The organism is Curtobacterium sp. MCSS17_006 (assembly GCF_003234215.1).
Taxonomy (GTDB): domain Bacteria; phylum Actinomycetota; class Actinomycetes; order Actinomycetales; family Microbacteriaceae; genus Curtobacterium; species Curtobacterium flaccumfaciens.
In genome coordinates this window covers 60,298-75,931 of the sequence record NZ_QKSO01000001.1, presented here as the reverse complement: position 1 = coordinate 75,931, position 15,634 = coordinate 60,298, and the positions used below count along the sequence as shown (strand labels likewise).

Genomic DNA, 15,634 nt, shown 5'->3' with positions numbered 1-15,634 from the left:
GGGTCGCTCAGGGCCGGTCCGGGGGTTTCCCCCACCACGCTCGGGGTGCGTCCCGGATGCGCTCGACCGGCGGCGTTGCGTAGCGTCGTCGGTATGAGCACACTCTCCCGTCCCCGCAACGGTCGTCTGCTGGCCGGTGTCTGCGCCGGTCTCGCCGACCGCTTCAACCTGTCGCGCACCCTGGTCCGGGTGGTCTGGGTCATCCTGAGCTTCTTCCCCGGGCCGCTGTGGATCGCGTACGTCGTGCTGTGGTTCGTGATGCCGCCCGAGGGTGGTCGGCGGCGCTGAGCACCGGTCCGTCCGGACGGGTTAGTGTGGCGGCGTGCCGGTCTCCGTCTTCGATCTGTTCAGCGTCGGTGTCGGCCCCTCGAGCTCGCACACCGTCGGCCCGATGCGGGCCGGTGCCGAGTTCGCCACCCTTGTCCGTGGCCTGCCCGTCGCGTCCGTGGTGGTCGACCTGTACGGGTCCCTCGCGTCGACCGGGCAGGGTCACGGCACCCTCGGTGCCGTCGTCGCCGGGCTCATGGGGTCGCACCCGGAGACCGTCGACCCCGATGCCATGGTCCTCGCGCTCGACGCCCTGGAACGCGACGGTGTCCTGCGGCTCGACGGCGGTGCGAGCGTGCCGTTCCGCCTCGCCGACATCGTCCTGCACCCCCTGACGATGCTGCCCCGGCACCCGAACGCCATGCGGCTGCGTGCCCGTGACGCCGCCGGTGCCGATCTGGCGGACGAGACCTACTACTCGATCGGTGGTGGGTTCATCGCACGGGACGAGGCGGCGGAGCCCGCGGCCGACGCATCCGCTGCCGTCGCCGGTGCCGCGATCCCCGTCGACGACGCCGTGCCGTACCCGTTCTCGAGCGGCGCGGAGCTGCTCGCCGCGTGTGCCGGTTCCGGCCTGCCGATCAGCGGCGTCGCCCTGGCGAACGAGGCCGTCACTCGGACGGACGCCGAGATCCGCTCGGGGTTGCTCGGGATCCACGGCGTGATGGAGTCGTGCGTCGACCGATCCGTCCGCCGGGGCGGGTGCCTGCCCGGGGGACTCGACGTCCGTCGTCGCGCCGCCACCTGGCACGAGCAGCTCACCCGCGAGGACCCCGACCACGACCCGCTGTTCGCGATGGAGTGGGTGAACCTCGTCGCCATGGCGGTCAACGAGGAGAACGCCACCGGAGGCCGCGTCGTCACCGCCCCGACGAACGGCGCAGCCGGCATCATCCCCGCGGTCCTGTACTACGCGCTCACCTACGTGCCCACGGTCGCCGACGCCTCTGCCGCTGAACGGGACGACGCCGTCGTGCGGTTCCTGCTCACCGCCGGGGCGATCGGGTCGATCTACAAGGAACGGGCGTCGATCTCCGGCGCCGAGGTCGGCTGTCAGGGCGAGGTCGGTTCGGCGGCGTCGATGGCGGCTGCAGGGCTCGCCGAGGTCCTCGGGGGCACGCCGGAGCAGGTCGAGAACGCCGCCGAGATCGCGATGGAGCACAACCTCGGGCTGACCTGCGACCCGATCGGTGGCCTGGTGCAGATCCCGTGCATCGAGCGGAACGCGATCGCGGCGAACAAGGCGATCAACGCCGCCCGGATGGCCCTGCGCGGGGACGGGGTGCACCACGTGTCGCTCGACCAGGTCGTCGAGACGATGCGGCAGACCGGGGCGGACATGTCGTCGAAGTACAAGGAGACCGCGATGGGCGGGCTGGCGGTGAACGTCCCGCTCTGCTGAGCGCCAGCTCGCGCCCGCTCGCGCGTCAGGCGTGCAGGAGCGTCAGCAGCCGTGCCGTCTCGGTGGCGATGGCGTCCCGGCCCGCCGACACGTACTTGCGCGGGTCGACGACGTCCGGCCGCTCGTCGAGCACGGTGCGGAGCGCACGGGTGAACAGCCCGTTCAGGTGCGTCGAGATGTTGATCTTCGTCATCCCCGCGTGTACGGCGCCGCGGAGTTCGTCATCGGACAGGCCCGAGGACCCGTGCAGCACGAGCGGCACCGGCACCGCGGCACGGAGGCGCTCGACCAGGTCACGGTCCACCGACGCCTCGCGGGTCTGCATCGCGTGCGAGGTCCCCACCGCGACCGCCAGTGCATCGACCCCGGTGTCGGCCACGAACGCGGCGGCGTCGGTCGGATCGGTGCGGACGCCCGGGGCGTGCACGCCGTCCTTGCCGCCGACCTCGCCGAGCTCGGCCTCGATCGCGACGCCCGCGGCGTGACAACGGGCAGCGAGCTCGCGGGTCGCTGCCACGTTGGCGGCGAAGTCCAGGTGCGAACCGTCGTACATGACCGAGTCGACGCCCAGGTCGACGCCGGCCGCCACCAGCTCGGGGTCCTCGATGTGGTCGAGGTGCACGAGGACCTCGACGTCGGCGGCCCGTGCGACGGCCTGGGTCGCGGTCGTGATCGGTGCGAGGCCGCCGTGGTACCGGACGCAGTTCTCGCTGATCTGCAGGATCACCGGCAGCCCGGCCAGCTCGGCGCCGGAGACGATCGCCTCGGCGTGCTCGAGCAGCACCACGTTGAACGCACCGACCCCGCGGCGTGCCGTGCGGGCGGTGTCGAGCAGGCCGGTGAGGGCGAGGTCGGTGATCATGCGGAGGTCCTCGTTCGGTGGTATGCGGGAGCAGGAGCGGGCGGGGTGGACAGGAAGCGGTCGACGTCAGCCGGGTCGACTGCGCCGGCTACCGGCTGCAGGACGGCGGCAGCGCCGTGTGCGGCGGCGGACCGCAGCGCGCGGAGCAGGGTGGCGCCGTCTGGGGCCGGGACGCTGCCGTCGGGCGCAGGGAGACCGGCACCGACGAGCACCTCGACGAGGACACCGACGAGCCCGGCGGTGGCTGCGTCACCGGCGCCGGTCGGGTTGCCCGAGACCCCGGGGACCGCAGGCACCTCGAGCACGTGCTCGGCGGTGTGGGCGGCGATGCCGTCGGAGCCGCGAGAGACCACGACGACCGTCGCGCCGAGTCCGAGGAGCCGGAGTGCTCCAGATCGCTCGTCGTCGGCGCCCGTGGCCTCGAGCAGTTCCTCGCGGTTGGGCTTGCAGACCGTCGCCCCGGCCGAGGCGGCAGCCAGCAGCGCGGTGCCCGAGCAGTCGACCACGGAGAGCACCCCTCGGCGGCGGGCGGCGGTGACCCAGCGGGCGACGACCGTGGGGTCGGTGTCGCGGGGCAGGGAGCCTGACACGACCAGGGCAGCGGCGGGAGCGGCATCGGCGGCATCGCCGTCGCCGTCGAGCAGTTGCTCGACCGCGGCGGTGACCGCGTCCCACTCGTCCGGGCTGAGCACGGGTCCGGGCTCGCCGAACATCGTCGGGTGCGCGAGGTCGTCCACCACCGTCACGGTCGTGCGGGTTTCACCTCGCACGGCGACGTCGGTGTGGGCGAGCCCGAGCCCGTCGAGGGCATGGGTGATCCAGTGCCCGCCGTCGCCGCCGAGGGGCAGCACGGCGTGGGTCGGGACACCGGTGGCGGCGAGGACCCGTCCGACGTTCAGGCCCTTGCCGCCGGGGCGCCGCTGGACCTCGAGGACACGCTGGGTCTCGCCGATGCGCTGTTCGGCGACCCGGTAGGTCACGTCGACGGCCGGGTTCGGGGTGACGACGAGGATCACGCGACCACCGCCGTCGGCAGGGCTCGGACGCTGCCGCGATCCGGGTCGAGCACGACCAGGTCGGCGGGAGCGCCCACGCTGAGCGGTGCAGGAGCCCCGAGCAGGCGTGCCGCACGCCCCGCGGACGCCGAGACGACCTCGGGCAGGTCGGTCCCGGCGTCGAGCAGGCGGCGGACGGCGTCGGCGACCGTGATCGTGCTGCCCGCCAGCGACGAACCGTCGGCGAGCACGGCGAGCCCGTCGCGGACGGTCACCGCCGATCCGGCCACCGTGTACGCGCCGTCGGGGCAGCCGGTCGCCGCCATGGCGTCGGAGACCAGGACCATCCGGCCCGGAGCGCTGCGCTGGACGATGTCGACGGCGACCGGGTCGAGGTGGTGGCCGTCGACGATGCACTCGAGCAGCACGCGGTCGTCGGAGAGCGCGACCCCGACCGGCCCGGGCGCACGGTGGTGCAGCGGGGGCATCCCGTTGAACAGGTGGGTGACGAGCGAGGCTCCGGCGTCGACCGCGCGGCGGGTCTGCTCGGCGGTGGCGTCGGTGTGGCCGATGGCGACGACGACCCCGGCGTCAACGAAGCGGGCGACGGCGTCGAGTGCACCCGGCAGCTCCGGCGCGAGCGTGACGATCCGCAGGACGCCACCGGCGGCGTCGCAGTAGGCGTCGACCTCGGCGGGGTCCGGGGCGTGCAGCAGGTCCACGCGGTGCGCCCCGCGACGGGCGGGCGCGAGCCACGGCCCCTCCAGGTGCAGCCCGGCAAGCGTGCCGTCCGCGACGAGCGGCCGGAGCCGGGTGAGGGCCGCCACGGTGTCCGCGCGCTCGCCCGTGGCGATGGACCCGACCAGGGTGGTCGTGCCCCGTGACCGGTGGTGCCCAGCGGCGGCGCGGGCGTCCTCGGCGGAGCACCCGGCGAAGTCGTGCCCGAGCGCCCCGTGGGCGTGCAGGTCGACGAACCCGGGCACGACCGCGCCGTCGACGGTGACGGCGGTGTCCGTGCGCATCGGGGCCCCGGTGCCGGTCGCCAGTACGGTGTCGTCGTCACCGATGACGAGCCAGCCGTCGTGCAGGTCTGCCTGGGCCGTGACGATGCGACGGGCCCGGACGAGGGTGGTCACAGCAGGACCCCGGTTTCGGTCTCGAGCAGCGCGCGTGCGAGGATCCCCGCTCCGATGGCGCCGGCTGCGTCGCCGTGCCGGGCGGGGACGATGACGGGGACACGGACGCCCTGCAGACGCTCCGTGACGGCGTCGCGCAGCGGGTCGAGCAGCAGCGGTCCGGACTCGGCGAGTCCCCCGCCGACGATGATCGTGTGGACCCCGGCCACCGCGGTGGTCCAGGCGAGCGCATCGGCCAGGACCGCGACGCAGTCGTCCCAGACCGCACGGGCTGCGGGGTCGCCCTGGCGGACCAGGAGCATGGCGGCGTGTGCGGACGGAGCACCGGAACGACGTGCGACTCCCCCGGCGGACGCGATCTCCTCGACGCGGTGGCCCGCGTGCGGGCCGGTCTGGATGCGGACCTGCCCGATCTCCCCCGCCCAGCCGCCGCCGGACACGACGGCACCGTCGACCACCAGGGCGCTCGCGAGCCCGGTGCCGACCGGCACGAACGAGACCGACCCCCGCGAGAGCTCCTGGTCGCCGGCCCGGACCTCGGCCAGGGCGCCGGCGCGGACGTCGTGGCCGAAGGCGAGCGGCACGTCGATCCCCTGGAGCAGGAGCTCGGCACGGACGAGGTCACGCACCGGGACGTCGCGCCACCCGAGGTTGACCGACAGGTCCACGGTGCCGCGGGTCTCGTCGACGACGCCGGGGGTCACCAGCCCGATCGCTCCGAGCTGCGCCCGTCGCTGGGCCTGTGCGGCCAGTCCGGCGACGACGGCGGCGAGGCGCTCAGCGTCCGGGTCGTCGCGCGGCGTCGGTACCCGGGTCTCGTCGAGGACGAGTCCGTCGGCGGTCGTCAGCCGGGTCTTGATGCCCGTGCCGCCGACGTCGACCCCGAGCACCGCGCCTGCGCCACCCATCAGGTGAGGATGACCGACCGGGTGAGCGACCGGGGGTTGTCCGGGTCGAGCCCGCGTCCCTCGGCCAGGGCGACGGCGAACCGGTGCACCACGACGAGTCCGGCGATCGGGTCGAGGTCGTGCTGGACGAATCGGGCGCCGGTGGCGGCGACCTCGCCGGCCAGGCCCTCGGGTGCGGCGCCGAGCGACCAGACGAGCCGTCCGGGCTGGGCGATCGCGATGGGACCGTGCCGGTAGTCCATCGCCGGGTAGGACTCGGCCCAGAACTGCGCGGCCTCACGCGTCTTCAGCGCGGCTTCGAACGTCAGGCCGACGGCTGCCCCACGACCGACGAACGAGACCTGCTCGGCGTCGAGCAGGTCGTCGATCGGCACCGTCAGCGCGGTCTCGGCCTGAGCGGCGAGGGCGTCGACGTCGTCACCGATGGACGCCCGCAGCAGTGCGAGCGTCGTGGTGGCGAAGCGGGTCTGGACGACCGAGCGCTCGTCGGCGAACGGCAGGGCGACCACCTGGTCGGCGACGGCCGCAGCGGGGCTGTCGGCGACGGCCGTGATCAGGACGGTCCGCTGGGACGGCAGGGCCTGCAGCAGGTCGACGATCTCGGTCGTCGTGCCCGAGCGGCTGATCATGAGCACGCGGTCGTACTCGCGGGACGCGGGGTACTCCGACCCGGCGAAGGCATCGGTCACGCCGAGGCCCGCCTGCTCACGGGCGACGGCGTAGCTCATGGCGATGAACCAGCTCGTGCCGCAGCCGATCACGGCCACGCGTTCGCCCGGCTGGGGGAGCGCGTCGGCGAAGGTCGGCAGGAGCGCGGCGGCTGCACGCCAGGTCTCCGGCTGCGAGGCCAGTTCAGCGCTCACGAAGGTGTCGGTCATGGGAGCCTTCCGGGTCCGGATCGATCCGGGTGATCGATGATCAGGAAGCGTAGCGAGCGATCGTGCGCAAGGGAAGGGGAAAACGTCATTTCCGATCATCGGGCGACGGTGGTGACGCCGTAGGATGACCGTCATGACCCCCCAACAGCGGCTGAACGCCCTGCTCGAACTGGTGAGCGAACGCGGCAACGTGTCGATCGCCGAGATCGGGGAGCTGCTCGGGATCTCCGCCGCGACGGCCCGCCGTGACCTCGCCACCCTCGCCGACCAGCGGCTCGTCACGCGCACGCACGGGGGCGCGGCAGCACTCGGGGCCGGGTACGAGCTCCCGCTGCAGTACAAGATCGCCCGGCAGGCCGAAGCCAAGACGGCGATCGCCCGCGCGGCCGCTCGACTGGTGCAGCCGGGGGAGACCGTCGGCCTCAACGGCGGGACGACCACGACCGAGGTCGCGCGTGAACTCGGCAAGAGCGAGCGGTTCATCCGCGCCGACGGCGAGTTCGGCATCACGATCGTCACGAACGCCCTGAACGTCGGGTACGAGCTGTCCGTCCGCGCGAACGTGAAGATCGTGGTCACCGGTGGTGTGGCGCGGCGGCAGTCCTACGAGCTCGTCGGGCCGCTCGTCCGGGACACCCTCGACGAGTTCGCCCTCGACCTCGTGGTGCTCGGCGTCGACGGCCTCACCGGCCAGTACGGTGCGACGACCATGCACGAGGGCGAGGCCGAGGTCAGCCGCCACTTCGCCTCGGTCGGACGACGCGTCGTCGTGGTCGCCGACTCGACCAAGATCGAACGGTCGACCTTCGCCCGGATCTGCCCGCTCGACCGCATCGACGTCCTGGTCACCGACCAGCCGGTGCCTGCCTCGTTCGCCGCTGACCTGGCCAGCGCCGGCGTGGAGCTCGTCGTCGCCGACTGAGCGCCCCCGCGGCCATCCCGGACCGGTCCGGACGTTTCGATCGTGTAAAACCCTCCCCGGCACGGATGCGTGAGCGATCCGTGAGCGCCTATTGTGCATTCATGATCGATTCGGCATCATGGGCGTCACATTCACGCAAGGGAGCGATGAGCATGGGCGCTGACAACGCAGGACTCCGCGTCGCGGTGATCGGGATGGGCCAGCGGTCCGCCATCGCCCGCCACGTGGCCGAGGCAACCGCCGACGACCCGTCGCTGCAGGCCCGGGTCGTGGCCGTCGCGGACGTCACCGCGGCCGGCCGGGACCGTGGGCACGACGAGTACCCGGACGCCCTGGTGGTCGAACACCACCGTGACCTCACCGGTCACGTCGACGCGGCCATCGTGACCACGCCGGACTGGACCCACGCCGAGATCGCGATCGACCTGCTCCGCGCGGGCATCGCCGTCTACCTCGAGAAGCCGCTGGCCATCACGGTCGAGGACGCCGACGCCGTCCTGAACACCGCGGCGGAGACCGGGACGCCACTGTACGTCGGGCACAACTTCCGGCACGCCGCCGTCGTCCGCCTGATGCGCGAGATCGTCGACCGCGGCGAGATCGGCCAGGTCAAGGCCGTCTGGTGCCGGCACTTCGTCGGCAACGGTGGCGACTACTACTTCAAGGACTGGCACGCCGACCGCAGCAAGGTGAACTCCCTGCTCCTGCAGAAGGCGAGCCACGACCTCGACGTCATCCACGCGCTCGGCGGGGGTGACACCGCCCGGGTCGTCGGGATGGGCTCGCTGTCGGTCTACGGCGACGTCACCGACCGACGCGACCGCAGCGGCGAGCTCATGGGGGACTGGTTCTCCCACGACAACTGGCCGCCGCTCGCCCAGACCGGGCTGAACCCCGTCGTCGACGTCGAGGACGTCTCGATGGTGATGATGACGCTCGACAACGGGGTGCAGGCCAGCTACGAGCAGTGCCACTTCACCCCGGACTACTGGCGGAACTACACCGTCATCGGTACCGAGGGACGCCTCGAGAACATCGGCGACACCGGTGGGGGCGTCGTGAAGGTCTGGACGCACCGCCGCGGCTGGGACACCACGGGGGACCGCGAGTACCCGATCGACGGCGTCGAGGACGGGCATGCCGATGCCGACCTGCTCACCATGACCGAGTTCCTGCGGTCCGTCGCGTTCGGCGAACCGTCGGAGCTCTCCCCGATCGCGGCCCGTGCCGCGGTCGCCGCCGGCGCGCTGGCCACGCGCTCGCTCCGCAACGGGTCCGTCCCCATCGACGTCCCGCCCCTGCCGGCCGAGACCATCGCGCACTTCACGTCGAACGCCCCGCACTCCACCCCCTCCACCCCGCATCCCGCCCAGACCGTCGGCTCCTGACGGCCGTGCGAAAGGACACCCCGATGACCGCACACATCCCCACCCGAGGAACCGGCGTGCGCCGCGTCCTCCTCGGCGCCGTCGCCGCACTCGGCGCGGCAGCGCTCCTGGCCGGCTGCTCCTCGTCGTCCGGCGCGTCCGGCTCCGGCGGCGACTACGAGGCCGCGCCGAAGGACACCAAGGCGTCCCTGACCTACGCCGTCTGGGACGAGAACCAGGTCAAGGCCATCAAGGCCAACCTGAAGGGCTTCAACGAGGAGTACCCGGACATCAAGGTGAGCGTCGACGTCACGCCGTTCGCCAACTACTGGACGAAGCTGCAGACCCAGGGTTCGAGCAACACCCTGCCCGACCTGTTCTGGATGAACGGCCCGAACTTCCAGCTGTACGCGGCCAACGGCAAGCTCGCGCCGATCACCGGCGAGGTCGAGTCGGGTGACATCGACGCGTCGAAGTACTCGAGCGCACTCAACGACCTGTACACGTACGACGACACCCAGTACGGCGTGCCGAAGGACTTCGACACCATCGGCGTCTGGGTCAACAAGTCGCTGTTCGAGCAGGCCGGCATGGACCTGCCGTCCGAGGACTGGACGTGGGACGACTTCCAGCAGACCGGCGCCGAGCTGTCCGAGAAGCTGAAGGCGAAGGGCGCCTACGGGGCAGCCGGCGGCATGGACGGCCAGACGACGTACTACAACACGATCCTGCAGGCCGGGGGATCGGTCGTGAACGCGGACGGCACCGAGTCCGAGTACGCCACGAAGGCCTCCGAGGACGGCCTGCAGTTCTGGACCGACCTGATCGACTCGGGGGCATCGCCCTCGATCAAGCAGCTCACCGACACCACGGCCGACCAGTGGTTCACCTCGGGCAAGCTCGCGATGTACCAGGGCGGCAGTTGGTTCCGCTCCGCGCTGACCGGCACCGAGATGGAGAAGGACGTCGTCGCATACCCGCTGCCGAAGGGCAAGGAGCAGGCGACCGTCATCCACGGCGTCTCGAACGTCGTCTCCGAGGCGAGCAAGGACAAGGCCGCCGCTCAGGCGCTGCAGGTCTACCTCGCTGGCGAGACGGCCCAGCAGCAGCAGGGCGACATGGGCGCGGTCATCCCGGCGTACGAGGGCACGCAGAGCGCCTTCACGAAGACGATGCCCGACGCCGACCTGCAGGTGTTCCTCGACGCGGTGGACTACGCGAAGCCGCTGCCGGTGTCGAAGAACACCGCCGCCTGGAACACCCTCGAGACCACCCTGCTGCCGAGTGCCTTCGACGGGTCGAAGCCCGTCGACCAGGTGGCAGAGGACCTCGCACAGAAGATGGACGCCGCCCTCGCCAAGGAAAAGTAGGACCCGCGCGTGACGATCAACACCGAGCGGCCCCCGGCCGCAGCCGCCCCCGCCCGGACGACACGTTCGTCCGGGCGGGGTGCCCCCGCTCCGCGAGCCGACGGCGGCCGAGCGCCACGACGGACCGACGGCTGGTGGCCGTGGCTCTTCGTGCTCCCGTTGCTCGTCGGCGTCGGCACCTTCTACATCTGGCCGATCATCCAGACGTTCTGGTACTCGTTCACCAGCTGGGGCGTCTTCGGGGGCGCCACGTTCACCGGCGTCGCCAACTACGTCCGGCTCGTCGGGGACCCGCAGCTGTACCAGTCGCTGCTCAACACGGTGATCTACACCGTGATCGTCCTCGCCGGGATCCCGATCGCGGTGTGGCTCGCCAGCCTGCTGAACACCCCGGGGCTGCGGTTCGCGCAGTTCTACCGGGTGCTCTTCTTCCTGCCGTACGTCGCCATGCCCGCGGCGATCGCCCTGGTCTGGCGCATCATGTACAACGGCGACTACGGCATCGTGAACTGGTTCCTCGGGAACTTCGGGATCGACGGCCCGTACTGGATCTCGACCCCCGGTTTCGCGCTGATCGCGGTGAGCCTGGTCGGCCTCTGGTCGTCCCTCGGGTTCTCGATGATCATCCTCGGCGCCGGGCTCAAGGACATCCCGCCGGAGCTCTACGAGGCCGCGGAGCTCGACGGCGCGAGCCGGTGGCGGCAGTTCCGGTCGGTGACCGTGCCGTTGCTCAGCCCGAGCATCTTCTTCGTGGTGATCGTCACGACGATCTCGAGCTTCCAGCTGTTCGACCTGCTGTACGCGATCCTCGGCAGCACCAACCCGGTGATCCCGAAGACGATGTCGCTCGTCTTCTACTTCTACAGCGCCGGGTTCATCGACAACGACAAGGGCTTCGCGGCCGCGATCGCGATGGTGATCTTCCTGCTCATCGGCATCGTCACGCTCGTGCAGTTCCGCGTCCAACGGAAGTGGGTGCAGGGATGACCGCCACCGTCACACCGCCTCGGGCCGCACGCCGACCCGGCCGTCGCGGCGGCAGCCACTGGTGGATCCACGTCGTGCTCGGCATCGGCGGGTTCGCGATGGCCTTCCCGTTCCTGTGGCAGATCATCATGTCGCTCTCCACGAACGCGCAGGTGCAGTCCGTCACGCCGGTCTTCTGGCCGGGGGAGCTGCAGTGGCAGAACTACGCGCAGGTCTTCGAACGCCTGCCGTTCCTCAGCCAGCTCGGCACGTCGGTATACGTCACGATCATCCGCACGATCGCGCAGATCGTCCTGTGCACGCTCGCCGGGTACGCCTTCGCCCGGATGCGGTTCCGCGGCCGGGCGGCCCTGCTCGCGATCGTGCTGTCGATCCTGCTCGTGCCCTCGCAGGTCTACCTGATCTCGCAGTACCAGATCGTGCAGGGGCTCGGCTGGCTCGACACCCTGATGGGGATCGTCGCACCCGGGCTGTTCAGCGCCTTCGGCACGTTCCTGATGCGGACCGCGTTCCTGAACATGCCGCCCGAGCTCGAAGAGGCAGCGCGGATGGACGGCGCGAACCCGTTCCAGACGTTCTGGCGGATCATGCTGCCCCTGGCCCGTCCCTCGATCAGCGTGCTCGCGATCACGACCGTGCTGTGGTCGTGGAACGAGCTGCTCTGGCCGCTCGTGGTCTCCACCCGCGCCGAGGACATGCCGCTCGCCGCCGGCCTCGCGACCCTGTCGAGTGACCGCACGATCGACTACCCGGTGCTGATGGCCGCCAGCCTGATGGCGATGGCGCCGGTGCTCATCATGTTCGTCGTGCTGCAGCGTCGGGTGATGGACGGGCTCGCGTCGTCCGGTCTGAAGTGACCACCGCGACCCCCGGCCTGGAGGCCCGCCCCGCGTCCGTCGCGGTCCTCGCCGCCGCCGTGGGGTCACCGGACGACTCCGCGACGGTGGCGGCTGCACTGGCCGCCACCGTCGCCGACGCCGGGCCCGCGGAGCGGGACGCGCTGCTGGTGGCGGCGCTCCGCGCCGCGGTGCCGGACAGCGCCGACGCGCTCGCGGAGCGGGGCCTCCCGCGCGCGCTCGCCGAGGCCTCCGTCGCCGACGTCGACCGCAAGCTCGCGCGCTACGGACTGCACGGCACCGGGGTGGAGTGGCTCGTCGCCGTGGTGACCGGGCGTGTGGTGGCCGTGGGGCGCCTCCAGTTCGAACTCGGCGACCACCTGGCGGACGGCACGCCGGCCTGGGGCGTGCACGTGCCGGAGACCGGGCCGCTCGACCCGGTGGCCTGCGACCGCTCGTTCGCCCGCGCACCCGAGGTCCTGCGCGGCTTCGCACCGCAGCTCGCTGCCGACCGCTGGCAGTGCCGCTCCTGGATGCTCGATCCGGGCCTGCCGGCCGCGCTCGGCCCCGATGCCAACCTCGTGCGCTTCGCCCGGCGCTTCCGTCTCGTCCCGCCGGGGGAGCACGACGCGACCGAGGGGGACGCCAGTGTCGCGAAGTTCGTCTTCGGGGTGCCGCTGGCGACCGCACGGTCCGCGGCGCCGTCCGGTCGGTTGCGCGCGGCGGTGCTCGACCGGTGGGCGAGCGGTGGGCACTGGACCGAGCGGACCGGCACGGCACCGGTCGCGTGACCGCCCGCAGCTGCGGCCGCGTACCGTGCACGGCATGACGAAGCCCGACCACGACCACCTCGACGACGGCGTCGACATGACGTTCGAGGAACGCCGACAGGACACGTTCCGCCGCATGTCCGGATCCGACGAGCACGACGCCGATCCGCGGGTCGAGGTCTCCCGTGCCGAGGACGGCGACGTCCGCATCGACGTCGCCGACACCGCGGCGGTCCGACCCGGCGAGTGACACCCGTTCCGGCCCTGGTCCGCCGGGGTCGGTGGGGCACGGCATGATCGTGTCGTGCACCTCGTCCTCCACCGCGTCGACGGCGGCGTCCTCGCGACGCCCCTGACCGACGCGGGGACCGCCGGGGGCGAGCCGATCCGCCTGGACGAGCCGGGCCTCCCGGCCTTCGTCGCGGCCCACGATGCACCGGGCGTGCGATGGGTGTGGGACGACACCGCCCGCTGGTACCCGGCCGTGCTCGCCGCCGGCGGGCGAGTCGGACGCTGCGTCGACCTGCGCCTCGGTCGTCGTGTCCTGCGGGCCGCGCTCGCGGCACGGGGATCCGCGCTCGCGGCCGCGCCGGCAGATGCCCTGGACGCCCCGGTCGCGGAAGCCCGCGTGGTCCGGCCGACGCAGGCCCAGCTCTTCGACGACGCCCTGTTCACCGCCTCCGCGCCCGATGACGAGGTCGACCCGGTGGCAGAGTTCCGGGCGCAGCTCGCCGCGGTGGCGGGGTCGAGCGCTCCCGGTGCGCTCCGCCTGCTGCTCACCGCGGAGTCGGCCGGTGCGCTCGTGGCGGCCGAGATGCTGCACGCCGGGCTGCCGTGGCGTGCCGACGTGCACGAGCGGCTGCTCGAGGACGCCCTCGGGCCGCGCGTGCCCTACGGGGTGCGGCCGCGACGCCTCGAGGAGATCGCCGCCGTCGTGCGCGAGCGCCTCGACGACCCCGGTCTCAACCCGGACTCGCCCGCCGACGTCCTGAAGTCGCTGCGCCGGGCCGGCCTGATGGTCACGAGCACGCGGAAGTGGGAGCTGCAGGAGATCGAGCACCCCGTCATCGAGCCGCTGCTCGAGTACAAGCGCCTGGCGCGACTGCTCACCGCCAACGGCTGGACCTGGCTCGACGACTGGATCCGCGACGGCCGGTTCCACCCGAAGTACGTCGTCGGCGGTGTCGTCACCGGTCGTTGGGCGGCCGACGGCGGGGGAGCGATGCAGTTGCCGAAGGGCATCCGCGGGGCGGTCATCGCCGACCCCGGGTGGAAGCTCGTCGTGGCGGACGCCGCACAGCTGGAGCCCCGGGTGCTCGCCGCGATGTCCGGCGACCGGGCGATGGCCGCGGCCGGCGACGGGCGCGACCTGTACGACGGCGTGGTGGCGTCGGGGGCGGTCGAGACCCGGCAGCAGGCCAAGGTGGCGATGCTCGGTGCGATGTACGGGGCGACCCAGGGCGAGGGCGGTCGGCTCGTGCCACGCCTGGTCCGGGCGTTCCCGCAGGCGCTCGACATGGTGGAACGGGCCGCGCGTGCGGGGGAGCGCGGCGAGCCGGTGACGACGCTGCTCGGTCGGACCTCACCGGTGCCCGAGGACTCGTGGTTCGAGGCCCGGAACCAGGCGTACACGGTCGAGGGGACCCCGGCGATGCAGCGTGCCGTCGAGTCCCGCGCCCGGAGCTGGGGACGGTTCACCCGGAACTTCGTGGTGCAGGGGACCGCGGCCGAGTGGGCACTCGCGTGGATGGGTTCCCTGCGGTCGCGGTTGCTCGCGCGGTTCCCCGGAGCGGTGACGGACGGGCCGCACCTGGTGTTCTTCGTGCACGACGAGATCGTGGTGCACGCCCCGGCGGAGCACGCCGAGTGGGTGGCGCAGCAGATCCGGGAGGCCGCGGTCGATGCCGGACGGCTGCTGTTCCAGGACTTCCCGGTGACGTTCCCGCTGTCGGTCGGGGTGGTCGGGGCGTACTCGGAGGCGAAGGACTGAGGCGGCCGGGACGGCTCCCGGCGGCTTCGGGCAGGGTGGACGGATGCACACCGAACGTGGGGACGCCGCCGACCGCACCGTCGGCGAAGTCGACCTGACCCGTTGGCGCTCCCGGGCGGGCCGCAGTGTCGCCGGTGCGTGGACCGCGCTCGGCAAGCGCTTCGGTGCCATGCCCGTCCTGCTGCTGACCCTCGCCGTCGGCCTGGGTGTCGCCGTCCTCGCCACGTGGATCGCGTCCGAGGTCTACGACGCCGTCCGGGAAGCCGACGACGTCGCGGTGCTCGACCGACCCGTCCTGGACTGGGCGCTCACGCTCCGATCACCCACGGCGGACACGCTCGTCACCTGGTGGACCGACATCGCGGGCACGATCGGGATGCCGATCGTCGCGCTCGGGTTCCTGGTCGGCTTCACGATCCAGCGCCGTGCATGGACGCCGCTGGTGCTCCTGGTCGCCGCGAGCGGTGGTTCGCTGCTCATGACGATCGCGGGCAAGGACCTGATCGGCCGTGCACGTCCGCCGCTGTCCGACGCGGTGCCGCCGTACGAGACGTCGCCGTCGTTCCCGTCGGGGCACACGCTCAACTCCACGGTGATCGTGGGCACGATCGTGTACCTGCTGCTCCTGCGGCAGTCGCGCGTCGTCACCCGGGTGTGGACGATCGTCGTCGGCACCCTGTTCGTGCTGTCGGTGGGGGCGTCGCGGGTGTTCCTCGGGCACCACTGGCTGACCGACGTGCTGGCGGCGTGGGCGCTCGGACTCGCCTGGCTCGCCCTCGTGATCACGGCGCACCGGTTGTACCTGACGGCGCTCCACCACGGTGCCGAGCCCGCGCCGGACGTCGACCGCATCACTTCGTGAGCAGAAGACGTCGGGTCGCTCG

At 72.2% G+C, this 15,634-nt stretch carries 16 protein-coding genes; 11 read left to right on the top strand and 5 right to left on the bottom strand.

From position 1 onward, the window contains the following. Window positions 1-93: 93 nt before the first annotated feature. Window positions 94-288 carry a PspC domain-containing protein gene (locus tag DEJ21_RS00385; RefSeq protein ID WP_027466823.1) on the top strand — a complete coding sequence of 65 codons (195 nt, stop codon included), beginning with the start codon at window positions 94-96 and terminating at the stop codon, window positions 286-288. A 34-nt stretch (window positions 289-322) separates the two neighbouring features. Continuing rightward, a complete protein-coding gene (locus tag DEJ21_RS00380; RefSeq protein ID WP_111223359.1) occupies window positions 323-1,729 on the top strand; it encodes an L-serine ammonia-lyase in 1,407 nt (468 codons plus the stop codon). A gap of 25 nt (window positions 1,730-1,754) precedes the next feature. On the opposite strand, the gene DEJ21_RS00375 is transcribed toward DEJ21_RS00380, so the two are convergent. From DEJ21_RS00375 to DEJ21_RS00355, 5 genes are read right to left on the bottom strand one after another with little or no spacing between them, the layout of a single operon-like run. Continuing rightward, window positions 1,755-2,591: a class II fructose-bisphosphate aldolase gene (locus tag DEJ21_RS00375; RefSeq protein ID WP_111056516.1), complete on the bottom strand. Its 837-nt coding sequence runs from the start codon at window positions 2,589-2,591 to the stop codon at window positions 1,755-1,757. Further along, the gene (locus tag DEJ21_RS00370; protein ID WP_111223358.1) at window positions 2,588-3,607 is read right to left on the bottom strand and encodes a 1-phosphofructokinase family hexose kinase; all 1,020 of its coding nucleotides are present in this window, start codon (window positions 3,605-3,607) and stop codon (window positions 2,588-2,590) included. Before DEJ21_RS00370 ends, DEJ21_RS00375 begins: the two co-directional genes overlap by 4 nt. Continuing rightward, window positions 3,604-4,722 carry an N-acetylglucosamine-6-phosphate deacetylase gene (gene nagA / locus DEJ21_RS00365; protein WP_111223357.1) on the bottom strand — a complete coding sequence of 373 codons (1,119 nt, stop codon included), beginning with the start codon at window positions 4,720-4,722 and terminating at the stop codon, window positions 3,604-3,606. The genes DEJ21_RS00370 and nagA overlap by 4 nt, the downstream gene beginning before the upstream one ends. Next, window positions 4,719-5,630, bottom strand: coding sequence for an ROK family protein (locus DEJ21_RS00360; protein WP_111223356.1), 912 nt, complete (start codon window positions 5,628-5,630; stop codon window positions 4,719-4,721). Before DEJ21_RS00360 ends, nagA begins: the two co-directional genes overlap by 4 nt. Next, a complete protein-coding gene (locus DEJ21_RS00355) occupies window positions 5,630-6,508 on the bottom strand; it encodes an SIS domain-containing protein (RefSeq protein WP_111223355.1) in 879 nt (292 codons plus the stop codon). Before DEJ21_RS00355 ends, DEJ21_RS00360 begins: the two co-directional genes overlap by 1 nt. Before the next feature lie 133 nt (window positions 6,509-6,641). Here DEJ21_RS00355 and DEJ21_RS00350 point away from each other — a divergent pair, with 133 nt between their 5' ends. The 9 genes from DEJ21_RS00350 (at window position 6,642) to DEJ21_RS00310 (ending at window position 15,612) form a co-directional block, all read left to right on the top strand. Next, entirely contained in the window at window positions 6,642-7,430 is a 789-nt protein-coding gene (locus DEJ21_RS00350; protein WP_027466817.1) for a DeoR/GlpR family DNA-binding transcription regulator, read from the top strand. Window positions 7,431-7,576: 146 nt separating this feature from the next. Further along, complete coding sequence (locus DEJ21_RS00345) at window positions 7,577-8,818, top strand: Gfo/Idh/MocA family protein (RefSeq protein WP_111223354.1); 1,242 nt, start codon at window positions 7,577-7,579, stop codon at window positions 8,816-8,818. A gap of 23 nt (window positions 8,819-8,841) precedes the next feature. Then, the gene (locus DEJ21_RS00340; protein WP_111223353.1) at window positions 8,842-10,167 is read left to right on the top strand and encodes a sugar ABC transporter substrate-binding protein; all 1,326 of its coding nucleotides are present in this window, start codon (window positions 8,842-8,844) and stop codon (window positions 10,165-10,167) included. A 9-nt stretch (window positions 10,168-10,176) separates the two neighbouring features. After that, a complete protein-coding gene (locus DEJ21_RS00335; RefSeq protein ID WP_111028912.1) occupies window positions 10,177-11,154 on the top strand; it encodes a carbohydrate ABC transporter permease in 978 nt (325 codons plus the stop codon). Next, window positions 11,151-12,011: a carbohydrate ABC transporter permease gene (locus DEJ21_RS00330; protein ID WP_071406230.1), complete on the top strand. Its 861-nt coding sequence runs from the start codon at window positions 11,151-11,153 to the stop codon at window positions 12,009-12,011. The genes DEJ21_RS00335 and DEJ21_RS00330 overlap by 4 nt, the downstream gene beginning before the upstream one ends. Further along, the gene (locus tag DEJ21_RS00325) at window positions 12,008-12,781 is read left to right on the top strand and encodes a hypothetical protein (RefSeq protein ID WP_111223352.1); all 774 of its coding nucleotides are present in this window, start codon (window positions 12,008-12,010) and stop codon (window positions 12,779-12,781) included. The genes DEJ21_RS00330 and DEJ21_RS00325 overlap by 4 nt, the downstream gene beginning before the upstream one ends. 34 nt (window positions 12,782-12,815) lie before the next feature. After that, entirely contained in the window at window positions 12,816-13,010 is a 195-nt protein-coding gene (locus DEJ21_RS00320; protein ID WP_017887924.1) for a hypothetical protein, read from the top strand. 54 nt (window positions 13,011-13,064) lie between these two features. After that, window positions 13,065-14,750 carry a bifunctional 3'-5' exonuclease/DNA polymerase gene (locus tag DEJ21_RS00315; RefSeq protein WP_111223351.1) on the top strand — a complete coding sequence of 562 codons (1,686 nt, stop codon included), beginning with the start codon at window positions 13,065-13,067 and terminating at the stop codon, window positions 14,748-14,750. A 43-nt stretch (window positions 14,751-14,793) separates the two neighbouring features. Continuing rightward, window positions 14,794-15,612: a phosphatase PAP2 family protein gene (locus DEJ21_RS00310; protein ID WP_111028916.1), complete on the top strand. Its 819-nt coding sequence runs from the start codon at window positions 14,794-14,796 to the stop codon at window positions 15,610-15,612. Window positions 15,613-15,634: the final 22 nt, after the last annotated feature.

Coding starts and splice junctions, on each gene's coding strand:
- DEJ21_RS00375 (WP_111056516.1), bottom strand. CDS start 2,591: ATGATCACCGACCTCGCCCTCACCGGCCTGCTCGACACCGCCCGCACG.
- DEJ21_RS00330 (WP_071406230.1), top strand. CDS start 11,151: ATGACCGCCACCGTCACACCGCCTCGGGCCGCACGCCGACCCGGCCGT.
- DEJ21_RS00310 (WP_111028916.1), top strand. CDS start 14,794: ATGCACACCGAACGTGGGGACGCCGCCGACCGCACCGTCGGCGAAGTC.
- DEJ21_RS00360 (WP_111223356.1), bottom strand. CDS start 5,630: ATGGGTGGCGCAGGCGCGGTGCTCGGGGTCGACGTCGGCGGCACGGGC.
- DEJ21_RS00350 (WP_027466817.1), top strand. CDS start 6,642: ATGACCCCCCAACAGCGGCTGAACGCCCTGCTCGAACTGGTGAGCGAA.
- DEJ21_RS00385 (WP_027466823.1), top strand. CDS start 94: ATGAGCACACTCTCCCGTCCCCGCAACGGTCGTCTGCTGGCCGGTGTC.
- DEJ21_RS00340 (WP_111223353.1), top strand. CDS start 8,842: ATGACCGCACACATCCCCACCCGAGGAACCGGCGTGCGCCGCGTCCTC.
- DEJ21_RS00355 (WP_111223355.1), bottom strand. CDS start 6,508: ATGACCGACACCTTCGTGAGCGCTGAACTGGCCTCGCAGCCGGAGACC.
- DEJ21_RS00345 (WP_111223354.1), top strand. CDS start 7,577: ATGAGCATGGGCGCTGACAACGCAGGACTCCGCGTCGCGGTGATCGGG.
- DEJ21_RS00320 (WP_017887924.1), top strand. CDS start 12,816: ATGACGAAGCCCGACCACGACCACCTCGACGACGGCGTCGACATGACG.